A 17,720-nucleotide genomic window follows, 5' to 3' on the forward strand; every position below is an offset into this window, starting at 1 on the left:
TCGCTCTCTCCCACGGCGTCGGGTTGCCCGTGGGTCCGTGCAGAGCCTCACACAGTCCAGGTGAGACTTCGGTGAGCGGGCTGGGGGAGGATGTCGCCATGGTCACGGTGCACGTCGAAGGCCTCCCGGAGCGCAAGCTGCGCGGCTCCGGTCCGCTCACGCTCGCCGCCAGGGCGTTCGGCGCGATCCCGCCGCCCGCCCTGGTGCTGCTGGGCGTGGTCAGCGTCCAGATCGGCGCGGCGGTGGCCAAGCAGCTGTTCACCCTGGCGGGCGCGACGGGCACGGTCACGCTGCGGCTCGTGCTGGCCGCCGTGATCCTGCTGCTGGTGTGGCGCCCGTCGCTGCGGCTGGACCGGCGCACGTACGCGGTGATCGTCGGCTACGGCCTGGTGCTCGGCGCGATGAACCTGAGCTTCTACCAGGCGATCAAGCACATCCCGCTGGGCGCGGCGGTCACCATCGAGTTCCTGGGGCCGCTGGCGGTGGCCGTGGTGGGGTCGCGGCGCTGGCTGGACGGGGTGTGGGCGCTGCTCGCGGCGGCCGGCGTGCTGCTGCTGACCAGGGTCGACGGGGGCCTGTCGCTGACGGGCGTGCTGTTCGCGGCGGGCGCGGGCGCGTGCTGGGCCGGGTACATCCTGCTGACCGCGGCGCTGGGCAACCGCACGTCCGACGGCAAGGGCCTGGCGCTGGCGATGGCGGTGGGCGCGCTGCTGGCGCTGCCGTTCGGCGTCGCCGAGGCGGGCACGATGCTGCTCGACCCGGTGGTGCTCGTCGCGGGCGCGGCGGTGGCGCTGCTGTCGTCGGTGATCCCGTACTCGCTGGAGCTGGAGGCGTTGCGCAAGATCCCGCCGCGCGTGTTCGGCATCCTGATGAGCCTGGAGCCCGCGGTGGCGGCGCTGGCCGGGCTGGTGGTGCTGCACGAGGCGCTGCACCCGGCGCAGTGGCTGGCGGTGTTCTGCGTGGTGCTCGCGTCGGTCGGGGCGACCCGGACCGCGAGACCGGAGGTGTGAGCGGTCAGCCGCTCGGGTACGTGTCGCTCGCGTCGCAGAAGAACCACACCTCGCTCTACGTGCGGTTCCGGCGGCTCGACGACCTGCCGCTCGACGTGATCGGACGTGAAGTCGCACGTCAGGGCGTGGCCGAGTTCGTGGCGAAGGTCCGCGCCGCTCAGGCTTGAAGCCGGGCGGTCGGCTCGGGTGTCGGTTCCTCGACGCCGAGCCTGCCGTCGACGAGCGCGCCGCCGCGCTCCTCGAAGATCGTCGCGTAGGCCGCCGAGTACTTGCGGTACACGGCCAGCGCGTCGCCGTCCGCCGCGGCCACGTCGGCGCGGAACTCGTCGCGCAGCCGCCGCATGGTGTTGACGTCGCCGCGCCGCTTGATGCTGTGCAGGTAGGGCTTGAACGTCACGTTCAGGCCGCCGACCACGGCCGCGGCGAGCAGCAGCACCTTGCCCAGCGCCGTCTCCGACGAGGTGAAGCCCACCGCCAGCACGGCGGGCACCAGGATCAGCACGACGGTGTAGCACAGCCCGGTCGTCCGGTGCACGACCCGCCACGTCGACAACCGCCGGCAGTCGTGTTGCATCCGGTCGTCCAGTTCCCGGATGAGCGCGTCCACATCAGCCACGGGCCATGACGGTACTCACCCGAGCGGTCACGCGGGGCGCACTTCGCCGCGCAGCACCGATTCCACGTCGTACCGCGCGGGCTGGTCGAGCTGGTCGTAGCGGCACGACGCCGGGTCGCGGTCGGGCCGCCAGCGGCGGAACTGGCCGTTGTGCCGCAGCCGGGCCGGCGCCGCGCCCTCGGTCTGCGAGTACGCGATCTCCAGCACGCGCTCGGGCCGCAACGGCACCCAGTCGGCGTGCTTGCCGCGCCACCGGTTGATCTCGCCGGGCAGGCGGCGGCCGTCCGGCTCCACCAGCCACGGGTGCTCGCCGGTGGTGATCAGGTCCTTGAACTCCTCGGCCAACGCGCGCCGCTCGGCCGCCTTGAACGAGCCGACCACGCCGACGTGGTGCAGCACGCCCGCGTCGTCGTGCAGGCCCAGCAGCAGCGAGCCGACCGCCGTGCCCGGCTCGGTGTCCTTGTGCCAGCGCAGCCCGGCCACCACGCACTCGGCGGTGCGCGCGTGCTTGACCTTGATCATCGTGCGCTTGCCGGGCGTGTACTCACCGCCGGCGGGCTTGCCGATGACCCCGTCCAGGCCCGCGCCCTCGAACAGCTCGAACCACTGCGCGGCCAGGTCGCCGTCGGTGGTCGCGGGCGTGAGGTAGAGGCCGTCGCCGGGCGTGACCAGGCCCTCCAACGTGGACCGGCGTTCGGTGCACGGCCGGTCGAGCAGCAGGTCGTCACCCACGGCGAGCACGTCGAACGCCACGAAGCTGGCGGGCGTCTGCTCCGCCAGCAGCCGCACGCGGCTCTCCGCCGGGTGGATGCGCTCGGACAGCGCGTCGAAGTCCAGCTTGTCGTCCTTGGCCACGACCAGCTCGCCGTCGACCACGACCCGGGGCGGCAGGGTGCGCTTGAGCGCGGACTCGGCCTCCGGGAAGTACCGGTTGAGCGGCTTGCCGCTGCGCGACTGCAGGTACACCTCGTCGCCGTCGCGGAACACCAGGCAGCGGTAGCCGTCCCACTTCGGCTCGAACACCAGGTCCGCGCCGGTCGGGATCCGGTCCACCGAGTTGGCCAGCATCGGCTGCACGGGAGGGGTCAACGGGAGCGCCACCCGGCCATCCTGCCTGGTGAACCGGCCTAGCGCACGCGTTGGCGCTCCCTCTTGGCCAGATCGAGCCGCACGGCGGCGGGCAGCACGTCGACGCCGAGCGCGGCCCGTGCCCGGGACAGCACCCGGTCGTCCAACTGCCGCCACACGCCGGTCACGTCCGCGCCGTGGCGCAGGGTGAGCCGCAGCCGCAGCGCGGGCCTGCCCACCACCGCCACCTTGGCCCCCGCCACGCCGTCGACCTGCTCGGCGTCGGCCCGCACCGCCGCCGCGAGCGCCTTGGCGGTCACCACGACGTCGTCCAGCAGCACGTCCGGGTGCCGTTCGGGGCGGATCGCGCACCAGGCCCACCGCAGCCCGAGGACGACGGCCAGCACACCGAGCGCGATCAGCCCGATCCGGACCGGCAGCAGGTGCGCGCGGGCCCAGCCCAGCGCGACCGGGTCCAGCACCGGTCGGTCCACCTCGAAGCGGTGCAGCGCCACGGCGGCGCCGCCGACCAGCAGGGCGATCGCGCCCAGCACGGCGGCCATCACCCGTTCGGTGCGGTTCGGGCGGTTCACGGGCGGTCCTTGGGCGAGATGACGACGACCGACACCTTCGGCCGCACGGGCATCGGCAGGTCCGCCACCGCCGCCTCGGCCACCTCCAGCAGCCGGGGCCGCAACGTCGCCTCGTCGTGCAAGCGGCTGGTCGCCCGGACCCGCACCCGGCGCCGCGACGCGGTGACCGACGCGTCCAGCACGCCGTCCTCCGCGCGCACCCGGTGCCCAACCACGCGGGCCAGCGACGTCGGCGTGGTGACCACGCGGACGCCGTCGGCCGGGTCGTCCAACGGCACCTGCCGCGCCCCGGCCCGTGACGCCACGACCAGCAGGAACAGCCCGCCGACGGCCAGGCACGCGCCGACGAGGAGCACCGGCCGGTCGACCGAGGACCAGTCCGCCCGCACCGGCCACCCGCGCCCGGACCAGTGGCGGACGACCACGGCGGCCAGCAGCGCGCCGGCGGCGGCCAGCGCCACCCCGAGCACCGGCGACAACACCCGCAGCAGGATCCGCACCTACACCACCCGCGGCCGGGTCTCGGCGTGCAGGGCGGCGACCGTGACGGCGACCGACCGGACCCGGTAGCCGGTGATCCGCTCGACCTCCTCGGTGACGCGTCGCCGCACGTCCGCCGCGGCGGTGCGCACCGGCGACGGCCAGCGCAACGCCAACCTCACCGCGAGCTCCAGGTCACCGCCGTCCTCGCCGACCTTGACCGCCGCGCTCGGCTCCGCGCCGGGCACGAGGCGGACGGCCCGCGCGGCCACCTTCCGCACCACGTTCGGGTGAATCTCCAGCGAGCCCCCGGCATCGCCCGCGCCCGGGCGCGCCGCGACGGCCCCGTCCGCGCGCGTCACTTGTCGCGGCCCCGGCCGAGCAGGTCGCCCAGGTCGAGCTGTCCGTCGAGGACCCGGCCCACGACCAGCCCGATCACGCCGACGGCCAGCGTCACCAGGAACGCGGTGAACCCGCCGGTCGCCGCCAGGCCCAGGACCAGCCCGGCGAGCAGCCCGGTCTGCGTTGCGCTCATGTGCACTCCCACTCCACGTCGGCCACCACGACGTCCACCGGCGCCGGGCCGGCCACCCCGGCCACCCGCGCCCGCAGCTCCGGCACCACCTCGCCGATCGGCCGACCGGGGCGCAGCACCACCGCCACCTCCACCCGGTCGCCGACCCGGACGCCGTCCACGCGCCGCCCCGGCAGGTAGGAGGCGATCGCGCCGTCCAGCCGCGCCACGTCCGGGTGGGCGAGCAACGCCGCCTCGACGGCCTCCGACACGTCCGTCACTCGACCCGGGAGCCCGTGGTCGACTCGTGGTCGTCGTCGTCCTCGGGCAGGTGGATGTCGTTGACCGCGATGTTGACCTCGATGACCTCCAGCCCGGTCATCCGCTCCACCTGCCCGATCACGTTGCGCCGCACGGCCCGCGCCAGGTCGACGATGCTCGCGCCGTACTCGACGATGATGTCCAGGTCGACCGCGGCCTGCTTCTCGCCCACCTCGACGGCCACGCCCGCGGTGCTCGCGGTGCCCGCGCCCGGGATCCGCTCGCGCAGCGCGCCGAACGCCCGCGACACGCCGCCGCCCACGGCGTGCACGCCGGAGATCTCCCGTGCCGCGATGCCCGCGACCTTCTGCACGACCGACGACGCGATCGTGGTCCTGCCCTGCTCGGCGTCGTCGGCCGAACGCGCGGCGCCGGTCTCCGGCTTCACGGCGGTGCTCTGAGCCACGGCTGATCCCCTCCGAATCGGTGCGTGCCCGTTCGGGTGCGGACCGTATCGGGCTCAGGCCGGTGATGTGCCCGATGTCACCGGATCAGGCGTCACCTTCCGGTACCGCAGCAGGAGCGCGCTTTCGTGGTGCAGCACCGATTCCAGCTCCATCGACCGGGGTGACGGCGGCAGCGGCCCGACCGCGATCCGACCGGCGTCGCCGCCCGCCAGCAGCGGCGAGAACGTCACGCACAGCACGTCCACCAGGTCCGCGTCGATCAGCGCGCCGAGCACGTGCGGCCCGCCCTCGCAGTCGACCCGGCGCAGCCCGCGCTCGTCCAGCGCCCGCAGCGCCAGGTCCATGGACACGGTCTCCTCACCGGCCACGACCACGTCCGCGCCGGCGGCCGCCAGGGCGTCCCGCCGCTCCCGGGGCGCGGCCCGCGTGGTGAGGATGATCGGCGGTGCGGACGTGCTGGTCAGCAGCGTGGACGTGGGCAGGATCGAGCACCGCCCGGTCACCACGGCGATCGGCGGCACGGGCGCGAGGCCCAGCCTGGCCCGCCGCGACGCGCGCACCTCGCCCGCCTTGACCCCGTGGTAGCCCTCGACCAGGGCCGTGCCCGCGCCGACGAGCACCACGTCGCAGAGGTCGCGGCCGAGCATGAACACCCGGCGGTCGGCGTCGTTGCCCAGGCCCTCCGACCGCCCGGCCACCGACACCGCACCGTCCACGCTGGACACGAAGTTGACCTGCACCCACGGCCGGTCGAGCCCGTCGGGGTAGTCGTAGAGCCGCTCCAGCTCGTCGTCGGTGATCTCGCCGTCACGTGGTGGCCACAACATCCGCACCGCCACATCCCAGCACGCCGTTACGATCCGGTCATGTCCGCCCCGCCGCGCCTGTCCGACCGAACCCCGCACGTCGCCGCGGACGAGCTGGTGGACGCGATGGTCCCGCCGCCCCGCTTCGACGCCGTGCGGTTCGACACCTACCTGCCCAACCCGGACGAGCCCAGCCAGGCGGCGGCCGTGCGGGCGTGCCGTGAGTTCGCCGAACGCGTGTCCGAGGGCGGCGGCCGCGGCGTGCTGGGCCGGCTGTTCAAGCGCTCGTCCGACGAAGCCAAACCGGGCCTGTACCTCGACGGCGGGTTCGGCGTCGGCAAGACCCACCTGCTGGCCTCGCTGTGGCACGCGGTGCCCGGGCCCAAGTCCTACGGCACGTTCGTGGAGCTGACCAACCTGGTCGGCGCGCTGGGCTTCGGCGAGACGGTGCGCAGGCTGTCGTCGCACAAGCTGCTCGCGATCGACGAGTTCGAGCTGGACGACCCGGGCGACACGATGCTGGTCACCCGCCTGATCAAGGAGCTGACCGCGGCGGGCGTGTCGGTCGCGGCCACGTCGAACACGCTGCCGGACAAGCTGGGGGAGGGCCGGTTCGCCGCCGCCGACTTCCTGCGCGAGATCCAGTCGATGTCGGCGAAGTTCACCGTGGTCCGGGTCGACGGGCCCGACTACCGCCACCGCGGCCTGCCGGACGCGCCGCCGCCGATGACCAACGAGGACCTGGTGGCCAAGGCCCGCAGCACGCCCGGCAGCACGTTGGACGACTTCGCCGACCTGTGCGCCGCGCTGGCCCGGATGCACCCGTCGAGCTACGGCCGGCTCGTGGACGGCGTCACGGCGGTGCACCTGCGCGACGTGCGGCCCGCACCCGACCAGGCGGTGGCGTTGCGGCTGGTGGCGCTGGGCGACCGGCTCTACGACCGGGACATCCCGGTGGCGGTGTCCGGCGAGCCGCTCTCGGAGCTGTTCACCGCCGAGATGCTGCGCGGCGGCTACCGCAAGAAATACCTGCGGGCGGTATCGCGACTGGTGGCCCTCTCGCGCTGATCTTGCCTGCTCAGACCCCCGATCGGGGGTGGTTTTGGGGGTGGGGCGCCGGGTATCCCACGGCCGTGATGAGCGAAGCGGAACGCCGCACCCTCAGTGAGATCGAGAGCAGACTCGCGGACGAGGAGCCGGGCCTGGCCTCGGCGCTCGTCGCCGGGAAACCCCGGCACCCGGTGCTCAGCTACGCCCTCGTGGCCACGTTCGCCGGCCTGGGCGTGCTGCTGCTGTTCCTCGGCGCGTTCGGACCCGCCCTGGCGTCGCTGGGGTTCGGCGCGTTGCTGCTGCTGATGCGCGGCTCCACCTGGCGGTGAGCGGGCAGCGTCACGGCACCAGGCGCACGCTGGCCGTGCAGCTGCCCACGCACGCCATCGCGTCGTAGTTCTCCCACCGCACCACCCCTTCCGCGGGGTCCTGGACCAGCAACCCGGCGAAGCCCGCGCCCATCAGCCGCAACGAGCTCATCCGCGTGCACCCGGTGACGACCCGCGCGTGACCGGGCACGAAGCTGATGGACGGCCGCTCCTCACGCACCTCGGCCAGGTACTCGGTGAACGTCGGCGCGGTCGACACCCGCACGGACAGCGCCTTGCCGGTCAGCTCCCGCACGGCCGGCGCCACGTCGCCCCCCGTGCCGCGCACCGGCGCCTCCTCGGTGCCCAGCCCCAGCTCCGACGCCAGCCGCTCCTGGTCGTAGCGCTAGCGGTAGAAGTCCAGCAGCACCTGCACGCGGCCAGCGTCCACGCGTCGGTCTCCTGCCGCGGCGGCCGCACGCACGGCGGCAGCGTGCGGATGTCCACCCTGGGCCGCAGCACCTCCTCGACCAGCGCAGGTCGACCGAAACCATCGCCGAACCCTCCCCGTGAACCGCCTGTGCACGAGGGAGTCGCGTCACAGTTCGCAGATACGGCCAAATCCGCTGGCCATCCGCGGTGGCCATGGCCGACCATGCGCGGGTGGGATACCTGGACGCGAACGGCCTCGCCTTCCGCCTGCCCGACGGTCGCGAGCTGTTCCGCGACGTGTCGTTCAAGGTGGGCACGAACAGCGTGGTCGCCCTGGTCGGCGCGAACGGCGTCGGCAAGACGACGCTGCTGCGGATCCTGTCCGACGAGCTGACCCCGACCGCGGGCAGCGTCCGCGTGCAGGGCGGCCTGGGCGTGATGCCGCAGTTCGTCGGCTCGGTCCGCGACGAGAGCACCGTGCGCGACCTGCTGCTGGCCGCGTCACCGGCGCCGCTGCGGGCCGCGGCGAAGGCGTTGGACGAGGTCGAGCTCCAGCTCATGGAGAACGACGACGAGCCGACCCAGATGCGCTACGCCGACGCGATCACCGCGTGGGGCGAGGTCGGCGGGTACGACGCCGAGGTGCTGTGGGACACCGTCACGGTCGCCGCGCTGGGCGTGCCGTTCGACCGGGCCCGGTTCCGCGAGGTCCGCACGCTGTCCGGCGGCGAGCAGAAGCGGCTGGTGCTCGAAGCGCTGCTGCGCGGTCCCGAACAGGTGCTGCTGCTCGACGAGCCGGACAACTACCTCGACGTGCCGGGCAAGCGGTGGCTGGAGGAGCGGCTGCGCGAGACCGGCAAGGCCGTGCTGCTGGTCAGCCACGACCGGGAGCTGCTCGACGTGGCCGCGACGCACGTGGTCACGGTGGAGGCGCACTCGGCCTGGACGCACGCCGGCTCGTTCGGCACCTGGCACGCCGCCCGCGCGGCCCGGATCGAACGCCTGGCCGAGCTGCACCGCCGCTGGAACGAGGAGCACGACCACCTCAAGGAGCTGGTCCGCACGCTCCAGATCCAGGCCCGCGTCAGCGAGGTCATGGCCGCGAAGTACCGGGTCATGCGGGCCAAGCTGGAGCGGTTCGAGGAGGCGGGCCCGCCTCCGGAGCTGCCCACCGACGAGAAGGTGGCGCCGAGGCTGCGCGGTGGCCGCACCGGCGTCCGCGCGATCACCTGCGAGGACCTCGAGCTGACCGGGTTGATGAAGCCGTTCAGCGTGGAGGTCTTCTTCTCCGACCGGGTGGCGGTGCTGGGCTCGAACGGGTCCGGCAAGAGCCACTTCCTGCGGCTGCTCGGCGGCGGCGACGTCGCGCACACGGGCGTGTGCCGGCTCGGCGCCCGGGTCGTCCCCGGCCTGTTCGCGCAGACCCACCAGCACCCGGAGTGGATCGGCCGCACGCTGGTCGACGTGCTGTGGCACGGCGAAGGCGGCCGCAAGGGGCTCGACCGGGGCGCGGCGATGTCCGTGCTGAGCCGCTACGGCCTGGGCAAGCAGGGCGACCAGCGGTTCGAGACGCTGTCCGGCGGGCAGCAGGCGCGGTTCCAGGTGCTGCTGCTGGAGCTGTCCGGCGCGACGTTGTTGCTGCTCGACGAGCCGACCGACAACCTCGACCTGAACTCGGCCGAGGCGTTGCAGGACGCGCTGGAGGGGTTCACGGGCACGGTCGTCGCGGTCACGCACGACCGCTGGTTCGCCCGCGGCTTCGACCGGTTCCTGCTGTTCCGCTCCGACGGCGAGGTGGTCGAGGTGGACGAGCCGGTGTGGGACGAGACGCGGGTGAAGCGGGCCCGGTAGCGCGATCTACGCTGCCGGACGTGAACGCTGTGCGGCTCACCGTCCGACAGCCCGCGCACGCGGCGGCCGTCGCGGCGCTCGTGGCCAACGTGCTGATCGTGCTCACCGGCGCGCTCGTGCGCCTGACCGGCTCGGGGCTGGGGTGCCCGACCTGGCCCACGTGCACCGACGACTCGTTCGTCACCACGCCGGAGATGGGCGTGCACGGGGTGGTCGAGTTCGGCAACCGGGTGCTCGGCGTGGTCGTCGGGCTGATCACCCTGGCCTTGCTCGTCGCGGTGGCCCGGCACCGGCGACGCCCGCCGAAGGCGCTGCCGCTGGCCGTCGGCGTCCTGGTCGGCGTGGGCTTGCAGGGCCTGATCGGCGGGCTCAGCGTGCGGCACACGCTCGCGCCCGGGATCGTCGCGGTCCACTTCCTGGTCAGCATGGCGCTGGTGGCGGCGCTCGTCGTGCTGGTCGACCTGCTCGGCCGGCCCGACGCGGTGCGCCGCGCTCCAGCCGACGCCCGGCTCCGGATCGGGGCGGCGGCGATGCCCGTGGCGCTCGCCGCGGTGCTGGTGCTGGGCACGCTGGTCACGGGCAGCGGCCCGCACGCCGGTGACGAGGACGCGCTCCGGTTCGGCCTCGACCCCGCCGCGGTCGCGTCGCTGCACGCGTCGGCCGTCGTGGTGCTGGTCGGGCTCCAGCTCGGCGCGGCGATCGTGCTGCGCACCCCGGCCGCGTTCGCGGCGCTCGCGTTGTCGCTGGCCCAGGGCGTGATCGGCGCGGTGCAGGAGGCGTCGGCGTTGCCGGTGCCGCTGGTGGCGGCGCACGTCGTGACGGCCGCGTTGGTCGTCGCGGCCACCACCCACCTGGTCGTGCGGACGTTGCGCGTCTAGCGCGACCGCAGTTCCACCAGCACGCGCGGCACCTCGTCCAGCAGCTCGCGGGCCAGCATCCCGGTCAGCCCGGTGCGCGGCACCAGGCGCTGTCCGGCCATCGCGTGCACGTGCCCGGCCCAGCAGGTGGCGAGCGCCGGGTCGGACTCGCGGGCCAGCATCCCGCCGACCAGCCCGGCCAGCACGTCGCCGCTGCCCGAGGTGGACAGCCCGACGTGCCCGGTGCCGTCCTGCCAGACCCGGCCGTCGGGTGCGGCCACCACGCCCATCAGGTTCACCACCGTGTCGTACTTCCCGGCTATCGCCACCGCGGCCTCCACGTGGTCCTCGACCTCCGACCCCAGCAGGTACCCGCCCTCCACCACGTTCGGCGTGAGCACCACCCGACCGCGCACCGGGTCGCCCAGCGACGGGTGCAGGCCCAGCGCGCCCAGTGCGAACGCGTCGAGCACCACGGGCCCCCGCGTCGCGGGCAGCAACCGCTCCAGCAGGGCGGCCGTCTCGTCCGGGTCGACCAGGCCGGGTCCGATGACCACCGCCGAGGCGTCCGCCACCAGGTCGCCCAGCTCGTCCGCCGCCGCGCGCGACACCGCGCCCGACTCCGTCTCCGGCAGGCCGACCACCAGGGCTTCGGGCACCGCCAAGCCGAGGCCGGAGGCGTGCCGGTCCGCCACGGCCAGCTGCAGCGTCACCGCGCCGGTGCGCAGCGCCGCGATCCCGCTGAGCAGCACCGCGCCCGGCACGCGCCGTGACCCGCCCACGACCAGCACGGTGCCGCCGTCCTCGCGTCCTCGCGGCCACTCCCGCAACAGGGCCGACGTGATGGGCTCAGGCTGAACGGGTGGTGGCATCTTCGGTCTCCGTGGGCTCGGCGCCGTGCTCGATCAAGTGGTCGCTCTCGAACTCCCGCTCCAACAACCACACGCCGTCCTCGCGCCGCCACGACGTCAGCGAGCCGTTGGGCACGGTCGAGTTGTGCGCGTAGGCCAGCATGTCGCGCTCCGGCAGGCCCTCCAACAGGTAGCGCAGCAGGAACGGCGTGATCTCGTGGGCGAACAGGAGCACCCGCTGCCCGTCGAGGTCGCGCAGCAGCGACCGCAGCCGCAGCAGCACATCGGCCCACGACTCGCCGCCCGGCGGCCGGTAGTAGAACTTGCCGAGCCGGCGCTTGCGGACCAGCTCGTCCGGGTACCGGTTCGCCACGCCGTGCGTGGTCAACAGGTCGAGCACGCCCAGTTCGCGGTCGCGCAGCCGTTCGTCGACCAGCATCCGGGGGTGCCCCCGCAGTGCCAGCGCGGCGGTGTCGAGGGCCCGCCGGTACGGCGAGGCCACGACCAGGTCCGGCCACCGCTCGGGCGGCATCGAGGCGAACCACCGCCCCAGTGCCCGGCCCTGCTGCTCGCCGGCGGGGGACAGCCGCACGTCCGCGTCCCGCTCGGCGATGTCGATGACGTCGTCGCCGGCCGACTCGGCGGCTTCGCGCGCCACGTTGCCGTTGCTCTCGCCGTGCCTGATGACCCCTATCCACTCCACCCCAGCGAACTTAGTGGCACGGGGCCGCGGCGGCATTCCAGGGGACGTCCGCCGAGGTGGAAACTTCCGGTGGCCCGTCGGGTCATTCGCGTTCAGCGGGCAGTCGACCGGACTTGACCGCCGCGACCAGCTCCTCGTGGTCGGCGCACGTGCGGTCGGCGTAGTCCAGCGCGTACCGGGCGATCGCGGCGTCCAGCTCCTCACCGCCCGCGCAGTACCCGGCCAGCAGCCGGGGGTCCACCGAACGGCTGTGCGCGCGGGCCAGCAGCGCGCCCGCGAGCCTGCCGTAGTCGTCCAGGTCGTCCCGCTTCAACGTGGTCGCGTCGATCTCGCCCTTGCGGTTGCGGAACTGCCGGACGATGTAGTCGCGGCCCTCGATCGTGGTCCAGCCGAGCAGGATGTCGGTCTCGGCCTGCACGAGCCGCGCGCCGTGCACGATCCGCTTGCCCTCGTGCTTGACCGGCGGCGCGCCGAGGAACGGCGCGAGCGCCGACGGCCGTGCCTCCTTGGCCTGCAACACCAGGGCCTCGTCACCGTTGCCGTGCAACAGGACCAGGTAGTTGCGCCAGCCCACGCTGCCCGTGCCGACGACGCGGAACGCCACGTCCGACACGCTGTAGCGCATGATCAGGTTGTACCGCGACTCGCGCAAGGTGTCCACATAGGACGGCAGGGCGTCCACGACGGATCGCGCTTCCCCGTCCGGGATCCGGGACAGCACCGGCGGGTCCGGCACGAACCGGATGTGCTCGCCCTCGCGCCGCGTCCACTTCGCCGCCACCCGCGCGCTGGTGTTCTTGCGCGCCTTGGACGCGGCCTTGGTGAAGTCGTCCATCAGGTCGTCGGCCTTGGACTTGGACAACGCCGACTCGTCGCCCAGCGCGTTCCACGACTCCATGAACGGGATCTCGGCCAGGTGCCGTGCCGCGCCCCGGTAGGCGCGCACCGCGTCGGACGCCGCGTCGCGGCAGCCCTTCTCCGACACGCCGCCTTCCCGGCCCGCCAGCACCAGCGAGGTCGCCAGCCGCTTGAGGTCCCACTCCCACGGGCCGGGCAGCGTCTCGTCGAAGTCGTTGATGTCCATCACGATCCGCCCCTCGGGCGTGCCGTAGAGGCCGAAGTTGGCCGCGTGCGCGTCGCCGCACAACTGCGCGTCCAGCCCGCTGCGCGCGCCGACGGCCAGGTCGCCCGCCATCAGCCCGGCGCTGCCCCGGAAGAACGCGAACGGCGACCCGAGCATCCGGCCGACCCGCAGCGGCACGAGGTGCGGCAGGCGGCCCCGGTTCGACGCGTCCATGAACTCGACCACAGTGGGCCGGTCCGGCGCGAGCGACACCGCGCGGTGCGCCTCGTGGCCCACCGCCGCCCGCAGCTCGCGGCCGCGCGCCAGGACCTCTTCCGGCTCCACCCACCGTCCCAGCGCGACGGCCGCTTCAGCCCGCTTGCGTTCACCCATGCGGGTAAGGATGCGGTACCGGCCCACGGGATACGTGGGCCGCGACACGTCTGTGACCTGCGGTAACGGTCCGTGGTCGGCTGGTGTGGACCGGAAGCGGGTCAATCGGACACAGTGGTCAAAACCTGGCCGATCGCGTCGATGCCGAGGTCGAGCTCCTCGCGCGTGACCACGAGCGGCGGCGCGACCCGCAGGGTGGTGTCCTGGGTCTCCTTGCACAGCACGCCGAGCGCGGCCAGCGCCTCCGACGCCGCCCGGCCGCGCGGTCCGCCGGGCGCGATCTCGACGCCGGCCCACAGCCCGCGCCCGCGCACCTCGGCCACGCCGTGCCCGACCAGCTCGCCCAGCCGCGCGTGCAGGTGCGCGCCCAGCTCGCGGGACCGCTGCTGGAACTCCCCGGTCGCCAGCAGCCGCACCACGGCCCGCCCGACCGCGCACGCCAGCGGGTTCCCGCCGAACGTCGACCCGTGCTCGCCGGGCCGCAGCACGCCCAGCACCGCGCGGCTGCCGACCACCGCCGACACCGGCATGATCCCGCCGCCCAACGCCTTGCCCAGCGTGTACAGGTCGGCGCGCACGCCCTCGTGGTCCAGCGCCAGCAGGTCGCCCGTGCGGCCCAGGCCCGACTGGATCTCGTCCGCGATCAGCAGCACGTCGTGCTCGTCGCACAGCGCCCGCACCCCGGCGAGGTAGCCCGCGGGTGGCACGACCACGCCAGCCTCGCCCTGGATCGGCTCCAGCAGGACCGCCGCCGTCCGCTCGGTGATCGCGTCGCGCACCGCGTGCAGCGACCCGTACTCGACGACCTCGAAGCCCGGCGTGAACGGACCGAAGTCGTTGCGCGCGGTGTCGTCGGTGGAGAACGAGACGATCGTGGTGGTGCGGCCGTGGAAGTTGGACCCGGCGACCACGATCTCGGCCGTGCCGTCCGGCACGCCCTTCACCCGGTAGGCCCACTTGCGGGCGACCTTGATCGCGGACTCGACGGCTTCCGCGCCGGAGTTCATCGCGAGCACCATCTCGGTGCCGGTCAGCTCGGCCAGCTCGCGGCAGAACAGGCCGAACTGGTCGTGGTGGAAGGCGCGGCTGGTGAGCGTGACGCGGCCGAGCTGCTCGACCGCGGCGGCCACCAGGTCGGGGTGGCGGTGGCCGAAGTTCAGCGACGAGTAGCCGGACAGGAAGTCCAGGTAGCGGCGACCTTCGACGTCGGTGACCCACGCGCCCTCGCCGTGCGAGATCACGACCGGCAGCGGGTGGTAGTTGTGCGTGCTCCACTCCTCGTCGAGCGCGATGAAGTGCGAGGAGCTCAGGGCTGCGGCCGTGGTGGTCATGTCACCACAGTAAGGGGCCTGCGCCAGCGATTTCATCCGTCAGCCGTTGCGCGTTCATCATGTTCGTTGCGCAATCGAACGGTTTCGCGGTGATTCGTTGCGCAGGCGGTACGGCCAAGATCGGCGGGATACCCTCCGACGATGGCCGACAAGTCCACGCAGGTCCAGTCGATATCCGACACCTTCCGGGTGCGGCCCCAGGACTTCGACCTGGCCGAGGTCGACCCCGCCGCGCTGCCGGTCGGGCCGAAGTCCAAGGCCGCCGCCGCGGCCGACATGGCGGCGATCGGTCGGGAGCTCGACCGACTCCAGGAAGCGCTGTACGCCGAGGGCACGGGCGGCGGCAACCGGCGCGTGCTGCTCGTGCTCCAGGGCATGGACACCTCCGGCAAGGGCGGCACGATCCGGCACGTCGCGGGCCTGGTCAACCCGCAGGGCCTGCGGATCGCGTCGTTCAAGAAGCCCACCCGGGCCGAGCTGCGGCACGACTTCCTGTGGCGCATCCGCCGCCAGGTGCCGCAGCCCGGCTACATCGGCGTGTTCGACCGCTCCCACTACGAGGACGTGCTGGTCGCGCGGGTGGACAACCTCGTGCCGTCGACCGAGTGGCGGCGGCGGTACCGGCAGATCAACGCGTTCGAGGCCGAGCTGGCCGAGCAGGGCGTGACCACGGTCAAGTGCTTCCTGCACATCTCGCCGGAGCGGCAGCGGGAGCGGCTCATCGCCCGGCTGGAGGACCCGCTCAAGCACTGGAAGTACAACCCCGCCGACCTGGAGGTGCGGGCGAAGTTCTCCCGCTACCAGCTCGCGTACTCCGACGCGCTGGTGAAGTGCTCGACGCCGGTCGCGCCGTGGTTCGCCGTGCCGTCGGACCGCAAGTGGTACCGCAACTGGGTCGTGGCGCGGCTGCTGCTGGAGGCGCTGCGGGACCTCGCGCCCTCCTACCCCGAACCCTCGTACGATCCGGCCGTCGAGTTGGCACGGCTCCGGGAGGCCGACCCGTTGCGCTAGATGCAATCTTCGTTGCGCCTCTTGCTCAAGGGCAGTGGTCCAGGCCACTGTGGGATCGCCGCGGGCGGTCGAGCGGAGGTTCGGTGTGGTTGTGGACAGGCGGCGGTTCCTGGGGGCCGTTGGCGTGGGAGCGGGGTTGCTGATGACCGAGGGTGTCGCGCGAGCGGACGAGTCCGCGGTGGGCCACGGCCGGAAGGAGGTCCGCGCCTACCTGGGCACCTACACGTCCTGGGCGGGCGGCGGCACGGGCCTCGGGCTCGGCGCGTACGACCCGGCCACGGGCCGGTTGCGCGTCACGGGCGTGGTCCCGGACGTGCCCAACCCGTCGTTCGTGATCGACGCGGGGCGCTGGGTGTACGCGGTCAACGAGAAGTCCGACGGCGAGGTGACCGCGCTGGCGGTCGGCGCGGACGGCGTGCCCAAGGTGATCGGCAGCCGGAGCACCGGTGGCGCGGATCCGTGCCACCTGGCGCTGCACCAGGGCTTCCTGCTCTCGGCCAACTACAGCTCCGGCAGCGTGGCCGTGCACCCGGTGCTCGACGGCGGCGGGCTGGGCGAGCGCACCGACCTGGTCGTGCACTCCGGCGCGGGGCCGGACCCGGACCGGCAGGAAGGGCCGCACGCGCACCAGGTGCTGCCCGACCCGACCGGCGAGTTCGTGCTGGCGGTCGACCTGGGCACGGACTCCGTCTACAGCTACCGGCTCAGCGACGAGGGCAAGCTGGTCGCGGCCGGCTCGGCGCGCGTGCACCCCGGTGCGGGGCCGCGGCATTTGGCGTTCCACCCGTCGGGCAAGTTCGCCTACATCGCCAACGAGCTGGACTCGACGGTCGTCGTGGCGTCCTACGATCGCGGTGTGCTCACGCCCGGCCCGAAGGTGAGCACCCTGCCCGCCGGCGCGCCCACCACCCCGCGCAACTACCCGGCGGAGATCGTGGTGTCGGCCGACGGCCGGTTCGCCTACCTGTCCAACCGGGGTCACGACAGCGTGGCCGTGTTCGCGGTGGAACGCGGCGGCGCGGCGCTGCGGCTGGTCGAGGCCACCCCGGTGGGCGGGAAGTTCCCCCGGCACATCGTGCTCGACGCGGCGGGCCGGTTCCTGCTGGCGGCCAACCAGAACTCCGACACGATCACCGCGTTCGCGGTGGACCGGGCGACCGGGAAGCTGCGGAGCACGGCCACCACGGCGTCACCCATCCCGGTCTGCGTCGCCCTGACGAGGTAACTCCCGACGGGTTAACTTCGGCCGGCGGCACTGTCCACAGTGGTAGGCCAGGGGCATGAAGATGCTCGTGGTCGCACTGGTGATGGCACTGTCCCCCGCCCCGGTCGCGCCGGAGCTCGTCGCGTTGGGCGATTCCTACGCGGCGGGCCTCGGCGCGGGCGACGAGGCGTCCGACGACTGCCGGCGCAGCCCGCACGCGTACCCGCAGCTGTGGGCGCGGCGCAACAACGCGTCGCTGGTGTTCGCCGCGTGCGCCGGCGCCACGACCGACGAGGTGGTCGGCCAGGCGGAGCGGATCACGCCCAACGCCTCGCTGGTCAGCATCACCGCCGGCGGAAACGACGCCGGGTTCGGCGATGCGATGACGACGTGCACGTTGGGCGACGAGGAAGAGTGCGGGCGGCGGGTGGACGTGGCCGTGGCGTTCATCCGGGACGAGCTGCCGGGCCGGTTGGACGCGCTGTACGACGCGGTGCGCGACCGGACGTCGGCGAAGGTCGTGGTGCTGGGCTACCCGAGGCTGTTCTCCTTCCAGACGTGGTGCCTGATGAGCGGCCGCAAGCGGCAGGCGGTCAACCGGGCGGCCGACGCGCTGGCCGAGGTGACCGGCGACCGGGCGCGGGCGGCCGGCTTCACGTTCGCCGACGTGCGGCAGGCGTTCGAGGACCACGGCGTCTGCGCCACCGACGCCTGGATGAACGGCGTGGTCCTGGTCCCGGTCGACCGCTCCTACCACCCGAACCGGGCCGGCCAGGAGTCCGGCTACCTGCCGGCCCTGACCACCGCCGCGTCCGGTAACCGGTTGGCGGTGCCCGCCACCGATTGACCAT

23 protein-coding genes are annotated in these 17,720 nt (G+C 73.5%); 9 read left to right on the forward strand and 14 right to left on the reverse strand.

Annotated features, from left to right (window positions below):
• Positions 1 to 98 precede the first annotated feature (98 nt).
• Both LZG04_RS34480 and LZG04_RS34485 read left to right on the forward strand, forming a co-directional pair.
• Positions 99 to 1,010 carry a DMT family transporter gene (locus LZG04_RS34480; RefSeq protein ID WP_233825115.1) on the forward strand — a complete coding sequence of 304 codons (912 nt, stop codon included), beginning with the start codon at positions 99 to 101 and terminating at the stop codon, positions 1,008 to 1,010.
• Positions 1,007 to 1,177 (forward strand): hypothetical protein, encoded by a 171-nt coding sequence (locus tag LZG04_RS34485; RefSeq protein WP_233825117.1) that lies wholly within the window; start codon positions 1,007 to 1,009, stop codon positions 1,175 to 1,177. The genes LZG04_RS34480 and LZG04_RS34485 overlap by 4 nt, the downstream gene beginning before the upstream one ends.
• Here LZG04_RS34485 and LZG04_RS34490 read toward each other — a convergent pair.
• The 9 genes from LZG04_RS34490 to LZG04_RS34530 all read right to left on the reverse strand — a co-directional run bounded on the left by LZG04_RS34490 (position 1,168) and on the right by LZG04_RS34530 (position 5,836).
• Complete coding sequence (locus LZG04_RS34490) at positions 1,168 to 1,626, reverse strand: hypothetical protein (protein WP_233825119.1); 459 nt, start codon at positions 1,624 to 1,626, stop codon at positions 1,168 to 1,170. The genes LZG04_RS34485 and LZG04_RS34490 overlap by 10 nt on opposite strands.
• Before the next feature lie 27 nt (positions 1,627 to 1,653).
• The gene (locus LZG04_RS34495; RefSeq protein ID WP_233825121.1) at positions 1,654 to 2,727 is read right to left on the reverse strand and encodes an ATP-dependent DNA ligase; all 1,074 of its coding nucleotides are present in this window, start codon (positions 2,725 to 2,727) and stop codon (positions 1,654 to 1,656) included.
• Positions 2,728 to 2,753: 26 nt separating this feature from the next.
• The gene (locus LZG04_RS34500; protein ID WP_233825123.1) at positions 2,754 to 3,287 is read right to left on the reverse strand and encodes an alkaline shock response membrane anchor protein AmaP; all 534 of its coding nucleotides are present in this window, start codon (positions 3,285 to 3,287) and stop codon (positions 2,754 to 2,756) included.
• Positions 3,284 to 3,787: a DUF6286 domain-containing protein gene (locus tag LZG04_RS34505; protein WP_233825125.1), complete on the reverse strand. Its 504-nt coding sequence runs from the start codon at positions 3,785 to 3,787 to the stop codon at positions 3,284 to 3,286. Before LZG04_RS34505 ends, LZG04_RS34500 begins: the two co-directional genes overlap by 4 nt.
• Positions 3,788 to 4,039, reverse strand: a complete 252-nt coding sequence (locus LZG04_RS34510; protein WP_233825127.1) for an Asp23/Gls24 family envelope stress response protein — start codon at positions 4,037 to 4,039, stop codon at positions 3,788 to 3,790. It abuts the gene before it with no gap.
• A gap of 86 nt (positions 4,040 to 4,125) precedes the next feature.
• Positions 4,126 to 4,302 carry a hypothetical protein gene (locus tag LZG04_RS34515; protein WP_233825129.1) on the reverse strand — a complete coding sequence of 59 codons (177 nt, stop codon included), beginning with the start codon at positions 4,300 to 4,302 and terminating at the stop codon, positions 4,126 to 4,128.
• Positions 4,299 to 4,553 carry a hypothetical protein gene (locus LZG04_RS34520; RefSeq protein ID WP_233825131.1) on the reverse strand — a complete coding sequence of 85 codons (255 nt, stop codon included), beginning with the start codon at positions 4,551 to 4,553 and terminating at the stop codon, positions 4,299 to 4,301. The genes LZG04_RS34515 and LZG04_RS34520 overlap by 4 nt, the downstream gene beginning before the upstream one ends.
• A gap of 5 nt (positions 4,554 to 4,558) precedes the next feature.
• Complete coding sequence (locus tag LZG04_RS34525; RefSeq protein WP_233825133.1) at positions 4,559 to 5,008, reverse strand: Asp23/Gls24 family envelope stress response protein; 450 nt, start codon at positions 5,006 to 5,008, stop codon at positions 4,559 to 4,561.
• A gap of 54 nt (positions 5,009 to 5,062) precedes the next feature.
• The gene (locus LZG04_RS34530) at positions 5,063 to 5,836 is read right to left on the reverse strand and encodes a pyrimidine reductase family protein (RefSeq protein WP_233825320.1); all 774 of its coding nucleotides are present in this window, start codon (positions 5,834 to 5,836) and stop codon (positions 5,063 to 5,065) included.
• Between the two features lie 39 nt (positions 5,837 to 5,875).
• Between LZG04_RS34530 and zapE the strand changes: the two genes are divergently transcribed.
• Positions 5,876 to 6,883 carry a cell division protein ZapE gene (gene zapE, locus LZG04_RS34535; RefSeq protein ID WP_233825135.1) on the forward strand — a complete coding sequence of 336 codons (1,008 nt, stop codon included), beginning with the start codon at positions 5,876 to 5,878 and terminating at the stop codon, positions 6,881 to 6,883.
• Positions 6,884 to 6,951: 68 nt separating this feature from the next.
• Entirely contained in the window at positions 6,952 to 7,194 is a 243-nt protein-coding gene (locus tag LZG04_RS34540) for a DUF3040 domain-containing protein (RefSeq protein WP_233825137.1), read from the forward strand.
• Positions 7,195 to 7,204: 10 nt separating this feature from the next.
• On the opposite strand, the gene LZG04_RS34545 is transcribed toward LZG04_RS34540, so the two are convergent.
• On the reverse strand, positions 7,205 to 7,522 hold the full coding sequence (locus tag LZG04_RS34545; protein WP_233825139.1) for a hypothetical protein: 318 nt from the start codon (positions 7,520 to 7,522) through the stop codon (positions 7,205 to 7,207).
• A gap of 296 nt (positions 7,523 to 7,818) precedes the next feature.
• On the opposite strand from LZG04_RS34545, the gene LZG04_RS34550 reads away from it, so the two are divergent.
• Both LZG04_RS34550 and LZG04_RS34555 read left to right on the forward strand, forming a co-directional pair.
• Positions 7,819 to 9,456 (forward strand): ABC-F family ATP-binding cassette domain-containing protein, encoded by a 1,638-nt coding sequence (locus tag LZG04_RS34550; RefSeq protein ID WP_233825141.1) that lies wholly within the window; start codon positions 7,819 to 7,821, stop codon positions 9,454 to 9,456.
• A gap of 20 nt (positions 9,457 to 9,476) precedes the next feature.
• Positions 9,477 to 10,334 carry a heme A synthase gene (locus tag LZG04_RS34555; protein ID WP_233825144.1) on the forward strand — a complete coding sequence of 286 codons (858 nt, stop codon included), beginning with the start codon at positions 9,477 to 9,479 and terminating at the stop codon, positions 10,332 to 10,334.
• On the opposite strand, the gene LZG04_RS34560 is transcribed toward LZG04_RS34555, so the two are convergent.
• From LZG04_RS34560 to rocD, 4 genes are all read right to left on the reverse strand, one after another.
• Positions 10,331 to 11,185, reverse strand: coding sequence for an NAD(P)H-hydrate dehydratase (locus LZG04_RS34560; protein WP_233825146.1), 855 nt, complete (start codon positions 11,183 to 11,185; stop codon positions 10,331 to 10,333). The genes LZG04_RS34555 and LZG04_RS34560 overlap by 4 nt on opposite strands.
• On the reverse strand, positions 11,163 to 11,867 hold the full coding sequence (locus LZG04_RS34565; RefSeq protein ID WP_233825148.1) for a histidine phosphatase family protein: 705 nt from the start codon (positions 11,865 to 11,867) through the stop codon (positions 11,163 to 11,165). The genes LZG04_RS34560 and LZG04_RS34565 overlap by 23 nt, the downstream gene beginning before the upstream one ends.
• A gap of 82 nt (positions 11,868 to 11,949) precedes the next feature.
• Positions 11,950 to 13,323, reverse strand: coding sequence for a DUF2252 domain-containing protein (locus LZG04_RS34570; RefSeq protein WP_233825150.1), 1,374 nt, complete (start codon positions 13,321 to 13,323; stop codon positions 11,950 to 11,952).
• 101 nt (positions 13,324 to 13,424) lie between these two features.
• Entirely contained in the window at positions 13,425 to 14,654 is a 1,230-nt protein-coding gene (rocD, locus tag LZG04_RS34575; RefSeq protein WP_233825152.1) for an ornithine--oxo-acid transaminase, read from the reverse strand.
• Positions 14,655 to 14,795: 141 nt separating this feature from the next.
• On the opposite strand from rocD, the gene LZG04_RS34580 reads away from it, so the two are divergent.
• The 3 genes from LZG04_RS34580 to LZG04_RS34590 all read left to right on the forward strand — a co-directional run bounded on the left by LZG04_RS34580 (position 14,796) and on the right by LZG04_RS34590 (position 17,716).
• Positions 14,796 to 15,665, forward strand: a complete 870-nt coding sequence (locus tag LZG04_RS34580) for a PPK2 family polyphosphate kinase (protein ID WP_233825154.1) — start codon at positions 14,796 to 14,798, stop codon at positions 15,663 to 15,665.
• Between the two features lie 142 nt (positions 15,666 to 15,807).
• Entirely contained in the window at positions 15,808 to 16,890 is a 1,083-nt protein-coding gene (locus LZG04_RS34585) for a lactonase family protein (RefSeq protein ID WP_233825156.1), read from the forward strand.
• Positions 16,891 to 16,945: 55 nt separating this feature from the next.
• Positions 16,946 to 17,716, forward strand: a complete 771-nt coding sequence (locus LZG04_RS34590; RefSeq protein ID WP_233825158.1) for an SGNH/GDSL hydrolase family protein — start codon at positions 16,946 to 16,948, stop codon at positions 17,714 to 17,716.
• Positions 17,717 to 17,720 lie beyond the last annotated feature (4 nt).

The sequence above is a fragment of the Saccharothrix sp. S26 genome (assembly GCF_021390395.1).
Classification (GTDB): Bacteria; Actinomycetota; Actinomycetes; order Mycobacteriales; family Pseudonocardiaceae; genus Actinosynnema.

Coding starts and splice junctions, on each gene's coding strand:
- LZG04_RS34480 (WP_233825115.1), top strand. CDS start 99: ATGGTCACGGTGCACGTCGAAGGCCTCCCGGAGCGCAAGCTGCGCGGC.
- LZG04_RS34515 (WP_233825129.1), bottom strand. CDS start 4,302: ATGAGCGCAACGCAGACCGGGCTGCTCGCCGGGCTGGTCCTGGGCCTG.
- rocD (WP_233825152.1), bottom strand. CDS start 14,654: ATGACCACCACGGCCGCAGCCCTGAGCTCCTCGCACTTCATCGCGCTC.
- LZG04_RS34560 (WP_233825146.1), bottom strand. CDS start 11,185: ATGCCACCACCCGTTCAGCCTGAGCCCATCACGTCGGCCCTGTTGCGG.
- zapE (WP_233825135.1), top strand. CDS start 5,876: ATGTCCGCCCCGCCGCGCCTGTCCGACCGAACCCCGCACGTCGCCGCG.
- LZG04_RS34540 (WP_233825137.1), top strand. CDS start 6,952: ATGAGCGAAGCGGAACGCCGCACCCTCAGTGAGATCGAGAGCAGACTC.
- LZG04_RS34580 (WP_233825154.1), top strand. CDS start 14,796: ATGGCCGACAAGTCCACGCAGGTCCAGTCGATATCCGACACCTTCCGG.
- LZG04_RS34550 (WP_233825141.1), top strand. CDS start 7,819: ATGGCCGACCATGCGCGGGTGGGATACCTGGACGCGAACGGCCTCGCC.
- LZG04_RS34530 (WP_233825320.1), bottom strand. CDS start 5,836: ATGTTGTGGCCACCACGTGACGGCGAGATCACCGACGACGAGCTGGAG.
- LZG04_RS34570 (WP_233825150.1), bottom strand. CDS start 13,323: ATGGGTGAACGCAAGCGGGCTGAAGCGGCCGTCGCGCTGGGACGGTGG.
- LZG04_RS34590 (WP_233825158.1), top strand. CDS start 16,946: ATGAAGATGCTCGTGGTCGCACTGGTGATGGCACTGTCCCCCGCCCCG.
- LZG04_RS34585 (WP_233825156.1), top strand. CDS start 15,808: ATGACCGAGGGTGTCGCGCGAGCGGACGAGTCCGCGGTGGGCCACGGC.